The sequence below is a fragment of the Microbacterium oxydans genome, from assembly GCF_026559675.1.
Lineage (GTDB): Bacteria > Actinomycetota > Actinomycetes > Actinomycetales > Microbacteriaceae > Microbacterium > Microbacterium oxydans_D.
Window position 1 is genome coordinate 766,542 of record NZ_CP092891.1, and the last position, 19,892, is coordinate 786,433.

Here is a 19,892-nt window from a genome sequence, read left to right on the forward strand (position 1 = left end):
ACCGGTTCCTGTTCAGGAATGGAGAAGACTTTGGCGGTGCTTTCGCACCCCGAAGTCTGGAGTTCCCTTTTGGATATCACGCCGCTGATCTGGATCATCACGATCGCGATCACGATCGCCTTCTTCGTGTACGAGTTCTTCGCGCACGTGCGCACACCGCATGAGCCGACGATCGCCGAGTCGGCGCGCTGGTCGATCTTCTACATCAGCCTCGCGCTGCTGTTCGGCGTCGGCATCGGCGTCTTCTCCGGCTGGACCTTCGGCGGCGAGTACTTCGCCGGGTATCTGACCGAGAAGGCCCTGTCGATCGACAACCTGTTCGTCTTCCTCATCCTGATGACGGGCTTCGCCGTGCCGCGGATCTATCAGCAGAAGGTGCTGATGATCGGCATCGTCATCGCGCTGATCCTGCGCGGCATCTTCATCGCCGTCGGCGCCACGCTCATCGAGAACCTCTCGTGGATCTTCTACGTGTTCGGCGCGCTGCTGCTCGTGCTCGCGTACCGTCAGGCGTTCGGCAACCACGACACCAATCCGGCGAACGGGCGCTTCATGACGTTCGTGCGTCGGCACCTGCCGGTCAGCGACGAGTACAACGGCGACCGGCTGACGGTCGTGAAGAACGGCAAGCGCTTCGTCACCCCGATGCTGCTCACCATCATCGCGATCGGGTTCATCGACCTGGTGTTCGCGGTCGACTCGATCCCCGCGATCTACGGCCTCACCGACCAGGCGTACATCGTGTTCACCGCCAACGCGTTCGCCCTCATGGGTCTCCGTCAGCTGTACTTCCTCATCGGCGGCCTCCTCGAGCGCCTCGTCTACCTGGCGCAGGGCCTCGCGGTCATCCTCGGCTTCATCGGCGTCAAGCTCGTCCTGCACGCTCTGCACGTCAACGAGCTGCCGTTCATCAACGGCGGCCAGGGCGTCGAGTGGGCGCCCGAGATCCCGATCTGGTTCTCGCTGCTGTTCATCGGCGCGACCATCGCGGTGGCCACGGTGGCGAGCCTGATCAAGACCCGTCGTGCACCGGGCGCCGTCACCGCCTCGACGGACACCACCCCCACCATCACTCAGAAGGAGCACTCTTGAGCGCGCAGCGCTGTTCTGACTCTTCGGACTCCGACAGTACGAGCGCCCGGTTCGCCCCGGGCGCTCACCCCACCTCGGACGAGGTCACCCGCTGATGGGTGATCTCCTCTGGAACATCGCCCTCGTCTTCGCGTTCGTCCTGATCGGCGGTGTCTTCGCTGCGACGGAGATGGCGCTGGTCACCCTGCGCGAGAGCCAGATCAACGCGATCGGGCAGCGCGGTCGGCGCGGCGCGAAGGTCGCCGCGCTCGCCCGCAACCCCAACACCTTCCTCTCCGCTGTGCAGATCGGCGTGACCGTCGCGGGTTTCGCGTCCGCGGCATACGGGGCGACCTCGATCGCTCCGTCGCTAGCACCCGTGCTGGTGTCGTGGGGGCTCGCGCCTGCACTCGCCCTCACGATCGCCACCCTCGTGCTCACCCTCGTGATCGCGTATCTGTCGCTGGTGCTCGGCGAGCTCGTGCCCAAGCGCCTCGCGATCCAGCGCAACGCGCAGTTCGCGTATGCGGTGGCTCCCGCCCTCAACGGCTTCGCCACGGTCATGCGCCCGGTGATCTGGTTGCTTTCGGTGTCGACGAACGCGCTCGTGCGTGTGCTCGGCGGCGACCCCCACAAGACCAGTGACGAGATGACCGACGAGGAGGTGCGCGACATCGTCGCCAGCCATCAGGGGCTGCCGGACGACGAACGACGCATCCTCGACGACGTGCTCTCGCTGCGCGGACGGCAGGTCAGCGAGGTCATGCGCCCGCGGCCGGACGTCGTCGCGCTCGACGAGGCCGCGAGCGTCGGCGAGACGCTCGCGCTGGTGCGGGATCTCCCCTTCTCGCGCTACCCCGTCTCGAAGACCTCGATCGACGATGTCACCGGGTTCGTGCACGTGCGCGACCTCTTCGACGCGGCCGACGACCCCACGCGCCCCGTGAGCAGCCTGGTGCGCGAGATCCCCTACATCCCCTCGACCGCGGGGGTGCTGCCGACGCTCACCCGCATGCGTGCCGAGGGGCACCACATCGCGGTGGTCGTCGACGAGTACGGCGGCACCGACGGGCTGGTCACCCTGGAGGACCTGGTCGAGGAGGTCGTCGGCGAGATCTTCGATGAGTACGACGCGGAGGTGTACATCTCCGCGGACGAGGGGATCGACGGGCGGCTCAATCTGCAGGACTTCGAGGAGGTCACGGGGCTCGCCATGCCGCGCGGCTCATCCGACACGATCGCGGGGTTCGTGACCGAACAGCTGGGCCGACTCGCGGTCGTCGGCGACACGGTCGCGGTGCCGGGCGCGACGATCCAGGTCGCGGAGCTGGATCGTCGACGGATCTCCCGGGTGCGGGTGACTCCGGTGCACGAGCCGGAGTCGGAGCACGAGCCGGGGGCGTGATCTCCGGCGCAGGCGGTCAGGCCCGGTGTGCGCTGCCCAGCTCGGCGAACCCCTCGGTCAGGACGTCGACCAGCAGGCGTGCGTAGCGCCCGTCGGGGTCGAGGTCGGGATCGAAGACCGTGATCGAGGCGCCGACCGCGTGCGGCGCGAGCTCGCGCAGCAGAGCGATGAGATCGGCCGCGCCGAGCCCGCCCGGGTCGGGGCTGTCGACCGCGGGCATGACCGCGGGGTCGAGCACGTCGACGTCGACCTGGAGCCAGTAGGCGTGCCCGGCGACGGCGGCGGACTCCGCGCCGACCCGTGCCGCGCCGAGGGAGAGGACGTCGGCGGCGGGCGTCACCCTGCCCAGGATGCCGCGCACCTCCTCCTGCTCCTCGTCGTCGGCGCGGTGCCCGATGTGCGCGGTGCGCTCGGCGCGGAAGTACGGCCCGAGCCCGTCGATGTCGGCGATCGCCGGCCGGTGCTTCCCGACGGCGGCGGCGAGAGCCTCTCCGGCCACGCTCGCGCACTCGTCGCTGTTGCCGGGGTGACGGAAGTCGGTGTGGCCGTCGATGTGGACGAGCCCGATGCCGTCACGGCGCGCGGTCGCGATGCCCGCCCCGAGGAGGATCGCGCAGTCGCCGCCGATCACCAGGGGCGCCTCGCCCCGCTCGAGCGCGGCGCCGATGCGTGCCGCCAGACGTCGGGAGTGGTCGATCATCGCGCTCTCGTTCCGCACCCGGTCGGCCGGTCTCGTCTCGTCGTCGTCGACGTAGCGGCCGGCGAGGACGACGCCGGAGTCGGTGGCGCCGAGCGCCGCGAACCGCGTGAACAGGCCCGCCTCGCGCAGGGCCTCCGGCGCCTTCGCGGCGCCGGGGACGCTTCCGGGCTCCGGCGGACGGAGGCCGAGGTTCGACGGGGCGGCGAGCAGCGTGATCATCCCCTCATCCTGCCGAGGGGGTCGGACACGGGGAGCGCGGGTCAGGTCGGGAAGGGCACGCCGGTGATGCGCTCGGCCGCCGTCCACAGTGCGGCTCCGGTCGCGGGTGCGCGCACCTCGTCGGAAGCGGTCACGCGCGCGGGAGCTCCTCGGAACTCGAGCAGGCCGCCCGGGCCCCAGTAATCCCCGTTCGCGACATCCCCGGCGGTGGCCGCATGCACGATCGGCAGGGCGCCGCCGTCCTTGCCCTGCACGAGGACGCGGGTCGGAGCGGCGACCGCGCGGACGAAGCCCGACACCTCCGCCAGACCCGGACGCGACGGGGTGAGCGGATCGACCGCGTACCCCGGGTGCGCGGACACCGACGAGCGTGCCGAGCCGGACCAGCGCCGGGCCAGCTCGAACGCGAAGGCCATGAGCGCGGCCTTCGACCTCCCGTACCGCCGAAGCGAGGAGCCGGTCCACGGGGCGTCGAGGCTCGCGGCGTCGAGGCGCGCGAAGCGGTGCGCGATCGATCCGACGGCCACCACCCGGGCGTCCGGCGCGAGGAACGGCTCGAGCCGGGCCACGAGCGCGAAGTGGCCGAGGAAGTTGGTGCCGACCATGAGGTCGAGTCCGTCGCTGGTGCGGGCCGAGCGGTCGGCCGCCTTGACCCCCGCATTGCAGACGACGCCGTCGAGGTGCTCGCCGAGGTCCGCGGTCGCGCGCGCGATGCTGTCGAGGGAGCCGAGGTCGAGCGGGAGGACACGCAGATCGGCCTCCGGCACCTGGCCGCGGATCGCCGTCACCGCTGTCGCCGCGCGTTCGGGGGAGCGGCATCCGAGCAGCACCCGCGCACCCCGCGCGGCGAGCTGCTCCGCGCAGCAGTACCCGATGCCGGCGTTCGCGCCGGTGACCAGGAACGTGCGGTCGCGCAGGTCTTCGGGCGGCGAGGGGTGTGCGGCATCCATTCCCCCAACCTAGGCGGAGCGGGCGCCGCGCGCGTCAGCGGCGGTGGTGGTCGTGCTGGTGGTCGTGATCGTGGTGGTCGTGATCGTGGTGCTCGTCGTCCTCGTCTTCGAGGAGCATGCCGACAGACGTCGCGCAGGCGTCTCCGCGCCAGGCCTCGATGCCCTCGCGCACCGCGAAGGCCGCGATGACCAGTCCGGCGGCGGCGTCGGCCCACCACCAGCCGAGCAGCGAGTTGGCGACCAGTCCGACCAGGACCGCGGCCGACAGGTAGGTGCAGATCAGGGTCTGCTTCGAGTCGGCGACGGCCGTGGCCGATCCGAGCTCACGACCCGCGCGCCGCTCGGCGTAGGAGAGGAACGGCATGATCGCGACGCTGACGGCGGTCAGGACGATGCCGATCGTGCTGTGCTCCGGGCGCTCCGCCGTGAACAGGGCGGTCAGGGAGGTGGCGGTCACGTAGATCGCGAGGGCGAAGAACGCGACGGCGATCACGCGCAGGGTCGGCTTCTCCCAGCGCTCCGGGTCGCGGCGGGTGAACTGCCACGCCACGGCCGCCGCGGACAGGACCTCGATCGTGGAGTCGAGTCCGAAGCCGACGAGGGCTGCGGACGACGCGACGGAGCCGGCGGTGATCGCGATGACCGCCTCGATCAGGTTGTAGCCGATCGTGACGCCGACGATGAGGCGGATGCGGCGGTGCAGGATGTCCCGCCGCGATGCGGTCGCGGTCGCCATCAGCAGGTGCAGCCGTCGCCCGAGCAGCAGTCGGGTTCCACGATGAGCGTGACCCGCATGAGCATGTCGAGGGCCGGGGCGAGGTGCCGGTCGGCCAGTCGATAGCTGCTCCGACGGCCGTCGGCGACGCTCTCGACGAGCCCGCATCCGCGGAGGCAGGCGAGGTGGTTCGACATGGTCTGACGGGAGACGCCGAGGGCGTCGGCGAGGTCGGCGGGGTAGCGCGGGGACTCCCGCAGCGCGAGGAGGACGCCGGCGCGGGTGGGATCGGAGAGCGCGTGCCCGAGACGGGCGACGGCCGCCGTGTGGCTGAGCGAGGCGAGTGCGGTGGTCACGCCTTCACTGTACAGAAAAGACTGAATTCAAGAAAGTCTGAATTCAGCCTCTTCCGCGTATCGGTCAGCGGATCGCGTAGACCGCGCTCCCGACGATGACGGCGACGACCGTGGTCCAGCCGATGATCGCGAGGGCCTGCCAGAAGAGGATGCGCGCCTTGCCGATACCGGATGCCGCGAGCATGGTCGCGGTGAACTGCGTCGGCAGCAGGAGCGGGCCGAGCAGGCTGACCCCGGGGACCCCGTAGCGTTCGAACGCGCGCTGGAACTTCTCGCGGCGGGCGGTGCCGCGGTCCGGAGCCGCGTCGTCGGTCGTCGGCTCCGCTGCCGTGCCGCCGCCGGCGAGGGCCGCCGTCCTGGCGCGCGAGCGGTTGACCACGGCCTGGCGCGCACCGGAGCTCACCAGCACCACCACGAGGACGCAGAGGAAGTTGCCCACGATCGCGGCGATCGCGGCGATCACCGGCGGGATGCCGCCGATGATGCCGATGCTCACGGCACCCTCGCCCTCGACGAAGGGGATCGCGCCGGCGAGGGCGACGATGAGCGGCTGCACGAGTTCGGGAACCTGCGCGACCAGGTTCTGGAACGTCTCGATGAGGTTCATGGGTGCTCCCGGATGTCGGTGCGGACGGTGTCTCCGCCGCGATGACTCCAGTCCACTCGAGTACCGCCCGGCGCGGCAGTGTCGCGCCGTCACCGCTTTCCGGGTGGATCGCACGGGGCATCCATGACAACTGTCACGGCCGTATCGTGGGGACGTGAGCAGCCGCGTCCAGCCCCTCGCCCCCGTCGAGCCGAGTCCGGGGGCGCGACAGCTGTCCCGTGGAGTGACGGCCACCTGGTGGTACACCGTGACGGCGGTCCTGGCGTTCGAGGTGGCGCTGGTCGCCGCGTGGGGGATCGTCACCTTCGCGCTCGACCTCCCGGGGTATCGCGGGCTGATCGTGGGCCTCGGCGGCCTGCTCTGGTGTGCTGCCACCGTGTCGCTGCTGATCGACTATCGGCACAGGCTCGACTCCGAACCGGGCGTGCGCTGGGCCCGCCTGCTGGTGCCGTTCGCTGTCGCCGTCGCCTACGGGGCCGCGGCCGGCCTCGCCTCCGGCAGCTGGCAGCTGGGCCTGATGCCCGTGGTGCAGTCGCTCGTGCTGCTGAACTGGCCGCGCGGGGTGCGGTACAAGGTCGTGATCGCGGCGACGATCGTGCTCGGCTGCCTCGCTGTCGTCGATTCGGTCATCGATGTCGCCGACCCGATCCCGCTCCTCGTCCCGGTTCTGTACACGGTGTTCCTCCCGATCATGACGGTCAGCTCGCTCTGGTGGTGGGATGTGCTGAACGCCCTCGACAGGGCCAGAGCTTCCGAGGCCCGCCTGGCCGCGACGCAGGAGCGTCTGCGGGTGGCGACCGACGTGCATGATCTGCAGGGACACCATCTCCAGGTCGTCGCACTGCAACTGGAGCTCGCCGAGAGACTCATGCCGCAGGATGCAGAGGCCGGCATGGAACAGCTCCGCGCGGCACGGGCGAGTGTGGACGATGCGCGACAGGGAACGCGCGATCTCGCCCTGCAGTTCCGGTCCGTTCCGCTCGGCGACGAGATCGCCAACGCCCGCGATCTGCTCCGTGCGGCCGGTCTCGACGTGGAGGCGCTGATCGCCGCGGATTCCGATGCGGCTCCCGCATCCGCTCTCGGCCCCGTCATCCGCGAGACGACGACCAACGTGCTCCGCCACGGGGGAGGGCACCGCGCACGACTCGAACTCGTCCGGATCGACGGCGGGTGGCGGTACGTGATCGCGAACGACGTCGTCGCCGGTGGTGACGGCGTGGACGGAGTCGGCGCCGCGGGCTCGGGCCTCGACGGCATCCGACGTCGCATCGACGAAGCCCACGGCTCGCTCGAGGTGGTCCCGGGTGCGGAGGAGTTCACGGTCACGGTGACCGTGCCGGAGCAGACGGGGCGGGTCCGATGATCCGGGTGCTGCTCGCCGACGACGAGGCGATGATCAGGTCCGCGCTCGCCGCCTTGCTCCGGCTGGAGGATGACATCGAGGTCATCGCGGAGTGCGCGGACGGCGAGCAGGCCGTGGCCGAGGCGCTGCGCCTGCAGCCCGATGTCTGTCTGCTCGACCTGGAGATGCCGGGCCTCGACGGCGTGCAGGTCGCCGAGAGGCTGAACAGGGCCATCGCGACGCGCTGCGTGGTGGTCACCCGGCACGCGCGACCGGGCGTGCTGCGTCGAGCACTGGCCTCCGGGGTGGCCGGCTTCCTGCCGAAGTCCCGCGGCGCCGACGAGGTCGCCGCGGTCATCCGCAAGGTCGCGTCGGGGGCGCGGTACGTCGATCCCGAGATCGCGGCCGATGCCCTGAGCGACGAGCGCTCGCCGCTCACGGACCGCGAACTCGACGTGCTGCGTGCCGGACGGCGCGGCGAGACCACGGGACAGATCGCCCGCGCACTCGCACTCGCGCCCGGGACCGTGCGCAACCACATCTCCGTGATCCTCGGGAAGCTCTCGGTCGGCACGCGTCAGCAGGCCGTGCTCATCGCCGAGGAGCGCGGCTGGATCTGACTGCCGATATGCTGGCAGGCATGGGAACGATATGCGCAGCGCCCATGATGGGGCGCAACCTCGTGGTCCGCGACCGCCGCGCCTGACGGCGCGCTCGCACTCCGCACGCATCTGCGCGCCGTCCACCGAGATGTCATCGCACCTCGGGACGGGCAGTCTCTTCGACGCGTCTTCGCGTCGTCCCCTCCTTCGAGGTGCTCCGATTCTTCTTCTGGAGCGCACTCATGCCTCGTTCAGTCCATGGCGGCCGTCACGAACTCGGCCAGAACTTCCTCACCCACCGTCCGACCCTCACCCGGATCGCCGCGCTCGTGCGGCAGACCTCGGGGCCGATCCTCGAGCTCGGCTGCGGTGACGGCGCCCTGACCCGCACCCTGGCGGAGCTCGGCAGACCCCTCACCGCGATCGACATCGACGAGCACCGGGTGCACCGGCTGCGTCGAGCGCTGCCCGGCGTGCGCATCGACGTCGCCGATGCCACCCGCCATCCGCTCGACGCCGAGGTCGTCGTCGGGAACATCCCGTTCCACGTGACGACCCCGATCCTCCGGCGCCTCCTGTCGCAGGGCCGCTGGAGCGATGCCGTGCTCCTCACGCAGTGGGAGGTGGCGCGCAAGCGTGCCGGTGTCGGCGGTGGAACCATGATGACCGCGCAGTCGGCACCCTGGTTCGAGTTCTCCCTCGAAGGTCGCGTCCCGGCGTGGGGATTCTCGCCGCAGCCGAGCGTCGACGGTGGTGTGCTGGCGATCACGCGCCGCGGTTCACCGCTCGTCCCGGCCTCCGATCGCCGCGCGTACGAGGCGTTCGTCGGTGCGATGTTCACGGGGCGGGGAGGCAGCCTGCCCGCGGTCGTGGCCGGTGCCGCCCGCGTCTCGATGCCGCGTGCGCGTCGGATGGTGGGGGCGGCCGGCGCGGCCGACCGACGGCTCCCGCGCGAACTGCGACCGGAGCACTGGGCCGCGCTCTGGCATCAGGTCTCGCGGGGATGACGTCGCGGGGCGTCAGTGTGCGCCGAGCCCCGCGAGGACCTCTCGCACACGGGCGGCGAACGCCTCGGTGTGGTCGACGAACCCGGTGTGGCCGCCCGGGAATCGTGTCGGCTCGATGCCGAGCTGCGCGCCGAGGGCCGTCGTCGTCCGCTCGCACAGCTGACCCACCGACTCCTCACCGATGCCGAGCACGAGGTGACCGGCGCGTGCGCGCAGCGCGTCGACATCGGGCTCCCAGCGCACGCTCGCCGGAAGCTCGTACCGGAACCAGAACTGCTCGTCGGCCTGGCTCTGCGGGTCGACCTCGCCGCCGAACCACTGCACGAGGGCTTCCTCGGGCATCGGGATGTTCGCCTGGGCGAAGAACAACCGCCAGGCGCCGATCCGGTCGCCGGAGAGCGCGGCCGTCGTGAGCTCATCCGTGATGCGGCGCTGCTCGACGCGGTCCGGGAGCAGTTCGAGGAGCGGCGGCTCGTGGGCGATGACCGTGGGAGCCAGGTCGGGTCGTGCCTGCGCGAGAGCCAGGCTGGTCACGGCGCCGCCGCTCGAGCCGAAGACGATCGCCGGTCCCCGGTCGACGTGCTCGATGAGCGCCGCGAGGTCGGCGGCACGACGCTCCAGCGGCGAGCCCTGGGACGGGTCGTGCAGGATGCTCCGCTTGATGCCGCGCGGGTCGGTCGTCAGCACCGTGTGGTCGCCGGCGAGCTCGTCCGCGAACGGCGCGAAGGCGTCGGCGTCCATGGGAGCGCCGATCAGGACGATCAGCGGTCCGTCGCCGCGGAGTTCGTAGTGGAGGCGGACGTCGGGCAGATCGAGTGCCGAGGTGGTGATGCTCATGGGTGCTCCTTGTCATCGTGGTCGTCGAGCTGCGCGAGCCGGATCCCGACCTCCAGGTTCGCCCGGATCGGTCCGCGACGCCACCCCCCCCGGTGCCGATGCGGGCGATCCGTCCGTCCGAGGAGGGCGATAGCCTCGTCGCATGTCCGTCTTCGGAACGCTCGCGACACCGGTCGGCGTCATCGGCGTCGTCAGCGACGGCACGGCGATCACCCGCGTCACGTGGCGATCGACGCCGCCCGAGGGCAGTGCCCTTTCGGCCGATCCCGCCGGCGATCCGCTGCTCGCGGAGGCCCTCGCCCAGCTGGGCGCCTACTTCGCCGGCACGCTGCGTCGCTTCGACGTCCCGGTCGACCTCGGTGCGCAGACCGTGGCGACGCGGGCGGTCCTCACGGCGCTGTGGGAGACGGTCGGTCATGGCGAGACGATCACCTATGGCGGGCTCGCCGCGCGCAGCGGCACCGAGGTGCCCGCCAGGGGGATCGGGTCGATCATGGGCGCGAACCCCGTCCCTCTGATCGTGCCGTGCCACCGGGTCGTGGCGGGTGACGGTCTGGGCGGATACTCCGGCGGCGACGCGGGGCACGGGCTCGAGACCAAGCGCTGGCTCCTGGAGCACGAGGGCGCGCTGCCGACCTCGCTGTTCTGAGCGCGTCCCGCGGCATCCGTCATCCCGTCATCTCGGACGCGCACACCCTGCGAGAATGGACGGGCCGAGTCCCGAGCCGAGGAGCCAACGTGCAGTTCATCTCCACCCGCGGCGGCATGCAGCCGCAGTCGTTCAGCGAGACGCTGTTGGAGGGCCTCGCGCCCGACGGCGGACTGGCGGTGCCCGAGACCATGCCGACCGTCGACGGCGAGACGCTCGAGCGCTGGCGGGCCCTGACCTACCCGCAGCTCGCCACCGAGGTGCTCGGCCTGTTCGCGACCGACATCCCGCGCGCGGATCTGGCGAAGATGACGGATGCGGCCTACGCCGGCTTCCCCGACGGCGTCGTGCCGCTGCGGGCGATCGACGACGAGCTGACCCTGGTCGGGCTCTCCGAGGGACCGACGCTCGCGTTCAAGGACATGGCCATGCAGTTCCTCGGTCAGGTGCTCGAGTACACGCTGGAGCGCAACGACGCGGTGCTCAACATCCTCGGAGCCACCTCGGGCGACACCGGCTCCGCGGCCGAGCACGCCCTTCGCGGCAAGGAGCGCGTCGCGGTGTTCATGCTGTCGCCGCAGGGGCGCATGAGCGCGTTCCAGCGGGCGCAGATGTTCTCGCTCGACGACGCGAACGTGCACAACATCGCGGTCGAGGGGGTCTTCGACGACTGCCAGAACCTCGTCAAGAAGCTCGCCGGCGACCTCGACTTCAAGCGCGCTCAGCACCTGGGGGCCGTGAACTCGATCAACCTGGCACGCATCACGGCGCAGACCGTCTACTACTTCTGGGCGTGGCTGCGGGCGACGGATGCCGGTGGCTGGACCGAGCTCTCGTTCACCGTGCCCTCGGGCAACTTCGGCAACATCCTCTCGGGCTTCTTCGCGAAGCAGATGGGGCTGCCGATCCGTCGCCTCGTGCTCGCCGCGAACGAGAACAACGTGCTGGACGAGTTCTTCCGCACCGGCGTCTACCGCCCGCGCAGCGCCGCCCAGACGCTCGCGACCTCCAGCCCGTCGATGGACATCTCGAAGGCGTCGAACCTCGAGCGTTTCATCTTCGAGCTGGTCGACCGCGACCCCGCCCGCGTCGTCGGCGCGTGGGACGACCTCGAGGCGCAGGGTCACTTCGACTTCTCCGCGGAGCAGGAGCGCTTCCTCGAGGAGTTCGGCATCGTCAGCGGCACCTCGACGCACGAGGACCGGCTGGCGACCATCCGCGCCGTGTACGAGACGACCGGCGAGGTCATCGACCCGCACACGGCCGACGGCGTCAAGGTCGCCCGCGAGTACGTCGAACCCGGTGTCCCCATGCTCGTGCTCGAGACCGCCAAGCCCGAGAAGTTCGCGGAGACGATCCACGAGGCGATCGGCGTGGAGCTCGGCTACGCACCGGAGCTGCAGGAGATGCTCGACGCCCCGCAGCACGTGACGGAGATGGCCGACGACGAGCAGGCGCTCCGCGCCTTCATCGAGACCAACGCGCTGCACTGACCTGGCGCTGAGACCGCTCCGCCCGAGACCCACTCCCGCCGACGCCGGCGGGAGTGGGTCTCTTCGTCTCCCGGGTGGCTCGATACCCACGGGCACGGGCGATCACTCGTGGCGGAGGATGGGCAGTGCGGACTGCACAATCGGATGCGAAGCTGGTGCGTAATGCACATGTCGGAGAGGGGTCGGGCCTGATTACTGTGGCCCACAACCCGTTCCCTCCTCCTCCCGAAGGACCCTCATGGCACGCACGGCGCACGCAGACGACTTCGCGCTCTCTCGAGTGACTCCCGAGGCCCGCAAACCCTGGTTCGGCATCGCCGTGCAGCGATTCGGACAGGTCTCGGCCCTCTCGCAGTTCCTCCTCGGCGCGACCCTCGGATACAGCATGACCTTCGGCGAGGCCGTCCTCGCCTTCCTCTTCGGCTCGCTCATCCTCGAGGTGATCATGTGCGTGGTCGGCTTCATCGGTCAGCGCGAGGGCCTCAACACCGCCCTCCTCGCCCGCTGGACAGGCTTCGGCGAGATCGGCGCCTCCCTGGTCGGCCTCGCGATCGGCATCAGCCTGATCGGGTGGTTCGGCATCCAGTCCGCGATCTCCGCGCAGTCGCTCGACGCGCTCATGCCCGGAGCGCTGCCCGTCTGGGCCTGGAGCCTCATCTTCGGCCTCGCGGTCACCGCGATCGTGGCGTTCGGCTTCGTCGGGATGCAGTGGCTCGCGAACATCACCGTGCCGCTGTTCCTGATCCTGGTCGGCTGGTCGGTCATCTCCGAGCTCACCCGCCACGACATCGGCGAGCTGCTCACGGGCCCGGCACCCGGTCCCACCATGAGCGTCTGGGCCGGCACCGGCATCGTGGCCGGTGGTCTCATCGTCGGCGCGATCATCACGGGCGACATGACCCGCTTCAACCGCTCCCGCGCCGACGTCATCAAGCAGACCGTCCTCGGCGTCTCCCTCGGCGAGTTCGTGATCGGCCTCGCCGGCGTGCTGCTGGCCCACGCCGCCGCCACGGGCGACATCGTCGCGATCGTGACCTCCTCGGTCGGCTTCATCGGCCTGTTCATCGTGCTGACCGGCACCCTGAAGATCAACGACTGGAACCTGTACTCCTCGACGCTGGGGCTGGTGAACTTCATCTCCACCGCGTTCGGCAAGAACCTCCACCGCGTGACCACGACGATCGTGCTCGGCATCGTCGGGTCCGTGCTCGCCGCGGTCGGCATCCTCGGGCAGTTCACCGAGTTCCTGATCGTGCTGAGCGTCGCGTTCCCGCCGATCGCCGGCATCATGGTCGCCGAGTACTACATCGTGCGCCGCTGGCGTCCCGAGCTCGACGCGACGCGCGACGAGGGCACCCTCCCGGCGACCGCCCCGCGCATCGTCCCGGCGACCATCATCGTGTGGCTGGTCTCGTCCCTCGTCGGCTACTTCGTCACCTGGGGCATCCCCTCGCTGCTCAGCCTCTTCCTCTCGATGGCTCTCTACATCGTCGCGGGCAAGCTCGGCTGGGTGCGCGGCGTCGGCGTCGCGACGACGCGGCAGGCGGCTCCCGTCGAAGCAGCGGCAGCGGCCTGAGCCACCCGAGACAGACACTCACCACAGGAAAGCGAGAATCATGCACATCGGTATCGACGTCGGCGGCACCAACACCGACGCAGTCCTCATGGACGGCACCCGCACCCTGGCGGGGGTGAAGCACTCGACCACCCCGGACGTCACCAGCGGCATCATCCAGGCGATCGAGGACCTTCGAGCCGGACACGCGTTCGAGGGCGCCGACATCGATGCCGTCATGATCGGCACGACGCACTTCATCAACGCGCTGGTGCAGGCGAGCCGTCTCGCGCCGGTCGCGGCCCTCCGCCTCGGCCTCCCCGCGACGCGGGCGCTGCCGCCGCTGATCGACTGGCCGGAGGTGCTGGTCGAGGCGACCCAGGCACGCAGCTATCTCGCGCACGGCGGCTACGAGTTCGACGGCCGCCCGATCTCGCCGCTCGACCCGGACGAGATCCGGGCGCACGCCGAGGACATGAAGGCACACGGCATCCGCTCGGTCGCGATCTCGTCGGTGTTCAGCCCGGTCAACCACGACCTGGAGGTGCGTGCCGCGGAGATCGTCGCCGAGGTGCTCGGTGCGGATGCCGCGATCTCGCTGTCGCACGAGATCGGGCGCATCGGACTGCTGGAGCGCGAGAACGCGACGATCATCAACGCCGCGCTGCGCGAGCTCGCGTCCGAGATCGTCGACGGGCTCACCTCGGCTGTGCGCGCCCAGGGCATCGAGGCGCCGATCTTCCTCAGCCAGAACGACGGCACGCTGATGGACGAGGAGTACGTGCGCCGCTACCCGGTCGCCACCTTCGCCTCCGGCCCGACCAACTCGATGCGTGGGGCCGCGGCCACCAGCGGTCTCGACGACTGCGCCGTGATCGACGTGGGCGGCACCACGGCCGACATCGGCCTGCTGATCAACGGCTTCCCGCGCGAGACGGCGAACGAGGTCAAGGTCGCGGGCATCCGCACCAACTTCCGGATGCCCGACGTGCTCTCGCTCGGCATCGGCGGCGGAAGCATCGTCGACGAGGAGACGGCCGAGGTCGGCCCGGCATCGGTCGGCTACAAGCTGACGACGGAGGCTCTTGTCTTCGGCGGCTCGACCCTGACCGCCACCGACATCGCGGTCGCTGCCGGTCGCGCCCAGGTCGGAGATGCCAGCAGGGTCGCGCACCTCGATCCCGCGTTCGTCGAGCGCGTGCTCGCCCGCATCGCCGAGCGCGTGTCCGAGGCGGTCGACCGCATGCGCACCTCGCCCGAGCCCATCGCGGTGGTCGCGGTCGGCGGCGGATCCATCCTCCTCCCCGACGAGCTGCCGCTGTTCGGCACCGTGCATCGCCCCGAGAACTACGCCGTCGCGAACGCCATCGGCGCCTCGATCGCGCAGGTCGGCGGCGAGATCGACAAGGTCTACGCGATCGAGCCCGGTCGCCGCGACGAGACCCTCGCCGAGGTCCGCGCCGAGGCCGTGGACAAGGCGATCGCCGCCGGGGCCAAGCCGTCGACCGTGTCGATCATCGACTTCGACGAGGTGCCCATCCCGTATCTGCCCGGCAACGCCACGCGCATCCGTGTGAAGGCCGTCGGCGACCTCGACATGGGGGCGTGACATGAGCTGGACGATCACCCCCGCGCACATCGACGGCCTCGCCCGCGGTGCCGCCGTGCTCGGCACCGGCGGCGGAGGAGACCCGTACATCGGTGCGCTCCTCGCGCGTCAGGCGCTGACGTCCGGCGACGTCACGGTCGTCGGCCTCGACGAGGTCCCCGACGACGCGCTCGTGCTGTTCGTGGCGATGATGGGAGCACCGACCGTCATGGTCGAGAAGCTCCCGAGTCTCGCCGAGGTCATCGAACCGGTCAAGGCGCTCAGCGTCCACCTCGGCCGCCCGATCACGCACATCGCGTGTGCGGAGGTGGGTGGCGTGAACTCGACCATCCCGATCGCCGCGGCTGCCGCCCTCGGGCTTCCGCTGGTCGACGCCGACGGCATGGGGCGTGCGTTCCCCGAGCTGCAGATGGTGCTCCCGACCCTGTACGGCGTGACCGCGTCGCCCCTCGCGTTCAGCGACGAGAAGGGCAACACCGGCGTGCTGCAGACGGTCGACAACTCGTGGACCGAGCGCATCGCCCGCGTGGCCTGCGTCGAGATGGGCTGCTCGGTGATGATCTCCGGCTTCTCCATGTCCGGGACCGCCGCGCGCGAATCCCTCGTCGCGGGCTCGCTGTCCCGCTGCATCGAGATCGGCCGGCGCATCGCCACCGCGCGCGAGGAGAAGACCGACCCGGTCGACGCCGTCGTCGAGCTGCTTGGCGGGCGTGAGCTCTTCGATGGCAAGGTGGTCGACGTGCACCGTGCCACCACCACCGGGTTCGCCCGCGGGCGGGCGCGCATCGACGGAGACGCGGGAAGCACCCTCACCCTGCAGTTCCAGAACGAGCACCTCGTGGCCGAGGCCGACGGCACGGTCCTCGCGACGACACCCGACCTGATCATGGTCCTCGACGGGGAGTCGGGCGAGCCGATCACGACCGAGGGACTGCGCTACGGCCAGCGGGTGCGCGTGATCGCGGCACCGGCCGACGAACGCTGGCACTCCGAGGCCGCCCTCGCGATGGTCGGCCCCGGGTACTTCGGCTACGACATGCCCGCGCACCGCTTCGACGGCAGCGTGTCGAACGGAACCGTGACGGCGGGAGCGGGGGCATGAGCTGGCAGCTCACCGCCGCCGACCTGCCCGACCTCGCCCGCGGCGCGACGCTGCTCGGCACCGGGGGTGGCGGCGACCCCTACATCGGCAAGATGCTCGTCGAGCGTGTGCTGGGGGAGGGGAGCATCACGATCCTCGACCCGGACGAGCTTCCCGATGACCTGTTCGTGATCCCGACGGCCCAGATGGGCGCGCCGACCGTGATGATCGAGAAGATCCCGGCCGGCACGGAGCCCACGCTCGCCCTGCGCACGCTCGAGGAGCACCTCGGGCGGACGGCGGATGCGACGATGCCGATCGAGTGCGGTGGCATCAACTCGATGATCCCGCTCATCGTCGCAGCCGAGACCGGGCTCCCGGTGGTGGACGCCGACGGCATGGGGCGGGCGTTCCCCGAGCTGTCGATGGAGACCTTCGCCGTGTACGGCGTGCACGGCTCGCCCCTCGCCCTCGCGGGAGAGCGCGGCGAGAAGGTCGTGATCGACACGGGCGACGACGACCGGCAGATGGAGTGGCTGGCCCGCGGCATCACGATCCGCCTCGGCGGTGTGGGGCACATCGCCGAGTACGCCATGACCGGAGCCGACGTGCGGCGCACGGCCGTGCCCCGCACGATCTCGATGGCCCTCGCGCTCGGCCGCGCCATCCGGGTCGCCCGCGAGGAGCACCGGTCGCCGTTCGAGGCGATCGCCGACACCCTCTCGACGACGCTCTACCCGCATCTGCGCGAGCTCTGCGTCGGCAAGGTCATCGATGTCGAGCGGCGTACGACCGAGGGCTTCGCCAAGGGCCGCGCGGTCATCGCACCGCTGGGGGCCGAGGAGGGCGACACGTTCGAGATCTCCTTCCAGAACGAGAACCTCATCGCGCACCGGGGGAGCACCCTGGTGGCGATCGTGCCCGACCTCATCTGCGTGGTCGACCACGAGACCGCCGAGCCGATCACCACCGAAGGACTGCGCTACGGGCAGCGCGTGCGCGTGCTCGGCATCTCGACGCCCGACATGATGCGCACTCCCGACGCGCTCGCCGCCTTCGGCCCCGCGGCCTTCGGGCTGCGGGAGGGGTTCACCCCCGTGGAGGAGCTGGCCGCGGGTGAGGGCGTTTCTCCCTAGGCTGGAGCGCATGATGCTGCAGCGCGACGACCTCACCGCGCTCGCCCGCGGCTATGCGCTGCTCGGCTCCGGCGGAGGCGGGTCGACGACCATGCTCGAGCTGATGCTCGCGGGCGCCGGGGACTGGCCGATCGAGGTCTCCCCCATCGCGGCGCTCAACCCGGCCACCCCCTGCCTCGGTGTCGCGTTCGTCGGTTCGACGATGCTGCTGGGGGAGCGGCTGCCGGGTGCCGACCCGTTCGCGCGGCTCCTGGAAGCGGTCGAGCGGTGGATCGGGCACCCGGTTCCCGCCGTCTGCTCCCTCGAGGGCGGCGGCATGAACGGCCTCGCGCCGCTGACCCTGGCCGGCTCGCACGTCGTGGTCGATGCGGACTGCACGGGTCGCGCTGTGCCGGGACTCGACCAGATGTCGCTCTTCGTCGACAGCGTCCCCGGGCTGGTGTTCGCCTGTGACACGGGTGCCGACGGCGTCGCCCTCGTCGAGGCGCATCGGGCGATCGACGCCGAGCGGGTCGTGCGCTCGGCGATCATCCAGGCCGGCGGTGTCGGCTGCGCGGTGCTCGGTGGCTTCACGGTCGGCGACCTGAGGGAACATGCGATCGGCGGCCACCTCGCACATGCGCTCGAGCTCGGCCGGGCGTACGTCTCTTCATCCGCTGCTCCGCTGCCCCTTCTCGCGGACGCGCTGGGAGCGGAGCTGCTCGCCGAGGGGCGGATCATCTCGATCGCTCCGTCCGCGGACGATCCGCACGTCAACGCGGTGGAGATCAGCGGGCTCGCCGGGGCCGTGCACCGGGTGGTCACCCGGTCCGAGACCCTCGCCGTGCTCACCGACGGACGGCTCGTGGCGTCGGCTCCGACCGTCATCGTGATCATCGACGCGATCTCCCGAGAGATCCTCGAGGTCACCGAGCTCCGCCTGGCACGGAACGTCGCGGTGCTCGCCGTACCCGCCCCCGAGTGGTGGAACGCCCGCCCCGACCGTCGCGCGAAGGTGCTGCCCTCCGCCTACGGTCTCGACGATCTGGATGCGGCATGAACGAGGGCCTGCCGCTGAGCGCGCTGCTCGCCCACGCGGAGAACGGAGGTCTGCGACGGGTCGCCGGCCCCGCGGACATCGCCTGGGAGGCCGTCGCCGTCGGCGCGGGAGAAGTCGAACTCACCGAGAGCGGCGCCGGACGGCTCGCGATCATCACGGCCGCACCACCGACCTCGACCTGGCAGCAGGACGCTCTGCTGCGCCGGCTGCGCGACCGCGGCTACACGGGCCTCGCGCTCTCCGGCGCCGCGGCGTTCGACGCGGGGGCCTTCCGGCTCGCAGACCGGATCGGCCTGTGCCTGCTCGACGTCGAGCGCCCCATCCAGCTCGCGAAAGCCTGCTGGATGCTGATCGAGGCGCGCGATGCTCTGACGCTCAGTCAGGTGCGCAAGGTCGCCCAGTCCTTCGAGTACGCGGCCGATGATCTCGCCGACCTGCTCGGGCACATCGCGGCGAACCTGGGTGTCGGTGTCGCGTTGATCGACTCGTCCGGAGTGCTCCAGGAAGCGGGAGCGCACCTCGACGAGCGCCTGCACGCGGCGATCGGCTTCGAGTCGTGGATCGATCGAGCGAGTGCGGGCGAGGAGTTCGCGGCCTCGGTCCGCGTGGACAGCCCCGGTCGCAGCGGTCTGCGTCTGGTGCTCTTCGGTCGGGGGCTGGGCGAGGCGCAGCTGCAGTCGCTCTCGGTCGCCGCCGAGGTGGCGATGCCCGCCGTCGCGGCGCGGATCCTGATCGACGAGGTGGCGGCGGTGAACGACGTGGCGGTGTCCTCCGGTCTGCTGCGCGACTTCGTCGACCTGCACGGCGCCGCCGATGCCGACGTCGAGCGCCGGATGATCGAGCGCGGCTGGCGCACGGGCGGGCATCACCTCGGGTTCCGGATGGTGGCGCGGGGACGGCTCGACTCCTTCTCCCTGCTGCGGTCGGTCAGCGCGGGGCTGAGCACGATCGACGGTGAGGCTCATGCGACGACGGCCGGTCGAGGACTGAGCGGATGGCTGACCTTCCCGGAGGCTCCGGACCCCGACCGCGTGGAGCGGGCCGTCGCGTCGCTGCGGGAGCTCCACCTCGGCGTGCTGCGCGACTTCGCCGTCGCGACCGGCGTCGGCTCCCTGCAGGGTGGGCCGGAGGGCCTCGCCACGACGCTGGATGAGGCGGGAGACGCGGCGCGCATCGCGGCGTCGCGCTCGGCGACGGGATGGTTCGTCCGGGTCGACAGCCTCGGGCTGGAGCAGCTGCTGCTCGCCTGGACCGGCAACGACACGTTCGTACCGGCGGCCGAGTCCCTTCTCGCTCCGTTGCGGGAGGGCGGGGGCGAGCTGCTCACCACGCTCTCGGCGTATCTCGACCACGAGTCGGGCATCGCCGCGACGGCGACGGCCCTCGGGCTGCACCGCAACACCGTGACCCTGCGGATCCGCCGGGTGCAGGAGCTTCTCGGGATCGACATGACCGACCCCGAAGCGCGTCTTGCGCTGCACCTCGCGTGTCGTGCCGTGCAGCCGCGCTGAGCCCG

At 70.8% G+C, this 19,892-nt stretch carries 19 protein-coding genes; 13 read left to right on the forward strand and 6 right to left on the reverse strand.

The annotated features are described in order from the left end of the window. Positions 1-69: 69 nt before the first annotated feature. Entirely contained in the window at positions 70-1,092 is a 1,023-nt protein-coding gene (locus MME74_RS03605) for a TerC family protein (protein WP_267418514.1), read from the forward strand. Between the two features lie 94 nt (positions 1,093-1,186). Next, positions 1,187-2,476, forward strand: a complete 1,290-nt coding sequence (locus MME74_RS03610; protein ID WP_267417330.1) for a hemolysin family protein — start codon at positions 1,187-1,189, stop codon at positions 2,474-2,476. A 16-nt stretch (positions 2,477-2,492) separates the two neighbouring features. On the opposite strand, the gene MME74_RS03615 is transcribed toward MME74_RS03610, so the two are convergent. From MME74_RS03615 to MME74_RS03635, 5 genes are all read right to left on the reverse strand, one after another. Next, the gene (locus tag MME74_RS03615) at positions 2,493-3,395 is read right to left on the reverse strand and encodes an arginase family protein (RefSeq protein ID WP_267417331.1); all 903 of its coding nucleotides are present in this window, start codon (positions 3,393-3,395) and stop codon (positions 2,493-2,495) included. Positions 3,396-3,436: 41 nt separating this feature from the next. After that, positions 3,437-4,345, reverse strand: a complete 909-nt coding sequence (locus tag MME74_RS03620; protein ID WP_267417332.1) for an SDR family NAD(P)-dependent oxidoreductase — start codon at positions 4,343-4,345, stop codon at positions 3,437-3,439. Positions 4,346-4,379: 34 nt separating this feature from the next. Next, positions 4,380-5,081, reverse strand: coding sequence for a cation transporter (locus tag MME74_RS03625; RefSeq protein WP_267417333.1), 702 nt, complete (start codon positions 5,079-5,081; stop codon positions 4,380-4,382). Beyond that, positions 5,081-5,416, reverse strand: a complete 336-nt coding sequence (locus MME74_RS03630; RefSeq protein ID WP_267417335.1) for an ArsR/SmtB family transcription factor — start codon at positions 5,414-5,416, stop codon at positions 5,081-5,083. Before MME74_RS03630 ends, MME74_RS03625 begins: the two co-directional genes overlap by 1 nt. A 64-nt stretch (positions 5,417-5,480) precedes the next feature. Further along, complete coding sequence (locus MME74_RS03635; RefSeq protein WP_267417337.1) at positions 5,481-6,023, reverse strand: small multidrug efflux protein; 543 nt, start codon at positions 6,021-6,023, stop codon at positions 5,481-5,483. Positions 6,024-6,177: 154 nt separating this feature from the next. Between MME74_RS03635 and MME74_RS03640 the strand changes: the two genes are divergently transcribed. The 3 genes from MME74_RS03640 (at position 6,178) to erm (ending at position 8,977) form a co-directional block, all read left to right on the forward strand. Next, positions 6,178-7,389 (forward strand): sensor histidine kinase, encoded by a 1,212-nt coding sequence (locus MME74_RS03640; RefSeq protein ID WP_267417338.1) that lies wholly within the window; start codon positions 6,178-6,180, stop codon positions 7,387-7,389. After that, positions 7,386-7,988, forward strand: coding sequence for a response regulator transcription factor (locus MME74_RS03645; protein WP_267417339.1), 603 nt, complete (start codon positions 7,386-7,388; stop codon positions 7,986-7,988). The genes MME74_RS03640 and MME74_RS03645 overlap by 4 nt, the downstream gene beginning before the upstream one ends. A gap of 224 nt (positions 7,989-8,212) precedes the next feature. Next, positions 8,213-8,977: a 23S ribosomal RNA methyltransferase Erm gene (erm, locus tag MME74_RS03650; protein WP_267417340.1), complete on the forward strand. Its 765-nt coding sequence runs from the start codon at positions 8,213-8,215 to the stop codon at positions 8,975-8,977. 12 nt (positions 8,978-8,989) lie between these two features. Here erm and MME74_RS03655 read toward each other — a convergent pair whose 3' ends face one another. Further along, complete coding sequence (locus tag MME74_RS03655) at positions 8,990-9,814, reverse strand: alpha/beta fold hydrolase (protein ID WP_267417341.1); 825 nt, start codon at positions 9,812-9,814, stop codon at positions 8,990-8,992. Between the two features lie 142 nt (positions 9,815-9,956). Between MME74_RS03655 and MME74_RS03660 the strand changes: the two genes are divergently transcribed. The 8 genes from MME74_RS03660 (at position 9,957) to MME74_RS03695 (ending at position 19,887) form a co-directional block, all read left to right on the forward strand. Then, on the forward strand, positions 9,957-10,463 hold the full coding sequence (locus MME74_RS03660; protein ID WP_267417342.1) for a methylated-DNA--[protein]-cysteine S-methyltransferase: 507 nt from the start codon (positions 9,957-9,959) through the stop codon (positions 10,461-10,463). 89 nt (positions 10,464-10,552) lie between these two features. Further along, on the forward strand, positions 10,553-11,956 hold the full coding sequence (thrC, locus tag MME74_RS03665) for a threonine synthase (RefSeq protein WP_267417343.1): 1,404 nt from the start codon (positions 10,553-10,555) through the stop codon (positions 11,954-11,956). A 238-nt stretch (positions 11,957-12,194) separates the two neighbouring features. Next, a complete protein-coding gene (locus MME74_RS03670; RefSeq protein WP_267417344.1) occupies positions 12,195-13,532 on the forward strand; it encodes a purine-cytosine permease family protein in 1,338 nt (445 codons plus the stop codon). 40 nt (positions 13,533-13,572) lie between these two features. Next, a complete protein-coding gene (locus MME74_RS03675; RefSeq protein ID WP_267417345.1) occupies positions 13,573-15,120 on the forward strand; it encodes a hydantoinase/oxoprolinase family protein in 1,548 nt (515 codons plus the stop codon). 1 nt (position 15,121) lies between these two features. Then, on the forward strand, positions 15,122-16,222 hold the full coding sequence (locus MME74_RS03680; protein ID WP_267417346.1) for a DUF917 domain-containing protein: 1,101 nt from the start codon (positions 15,122-15,124) through the stop codon (positions 16,220-16,222). Beyond that, on the forward strand, positions 16,219-17,337 hold the full coding sequence (locus MME74_RS03685) for a DUF917 domain-containing protein (RefSeq protein ID WP_267417347.1): 1,119 nt from the start codon (positions 16,219-16,221) through the stop codon (positions 17,335-17,337). The genes MME74_RS03680 and MME74_RS03685 overlap by 4 nt, the downstream gene beginning before the upstream one ends. Before the next feature lie 10 nt (positions 17,338-17,347). Beyond that, entirely contained in the window at positions 17,348-18,376 is a 1,029-nt protein-coding gene (locus tag MME74_RS03690; protein WP_267417348.1) for a DUF917 family protein, read from the forward strand. Further along, on the forward strand, positions 18,373-19,887 hold the full coding sequence (locus MME74_RS03695) for a PucR family transcriptional regulator (RefSeq protein ID WP_267417349.1): 1,515 nt from the start codon (positions 18,373-18,375) through the stop codon (positions 19,885-19,887). The genes MME74_RS03690 and MME74_RS03695 overlap by 4 nt, the downstream gene beginning before the upstream one ends. The last annotated feature ends 5 nt before the right edge of the window (positions 19,888-19,892 follow it).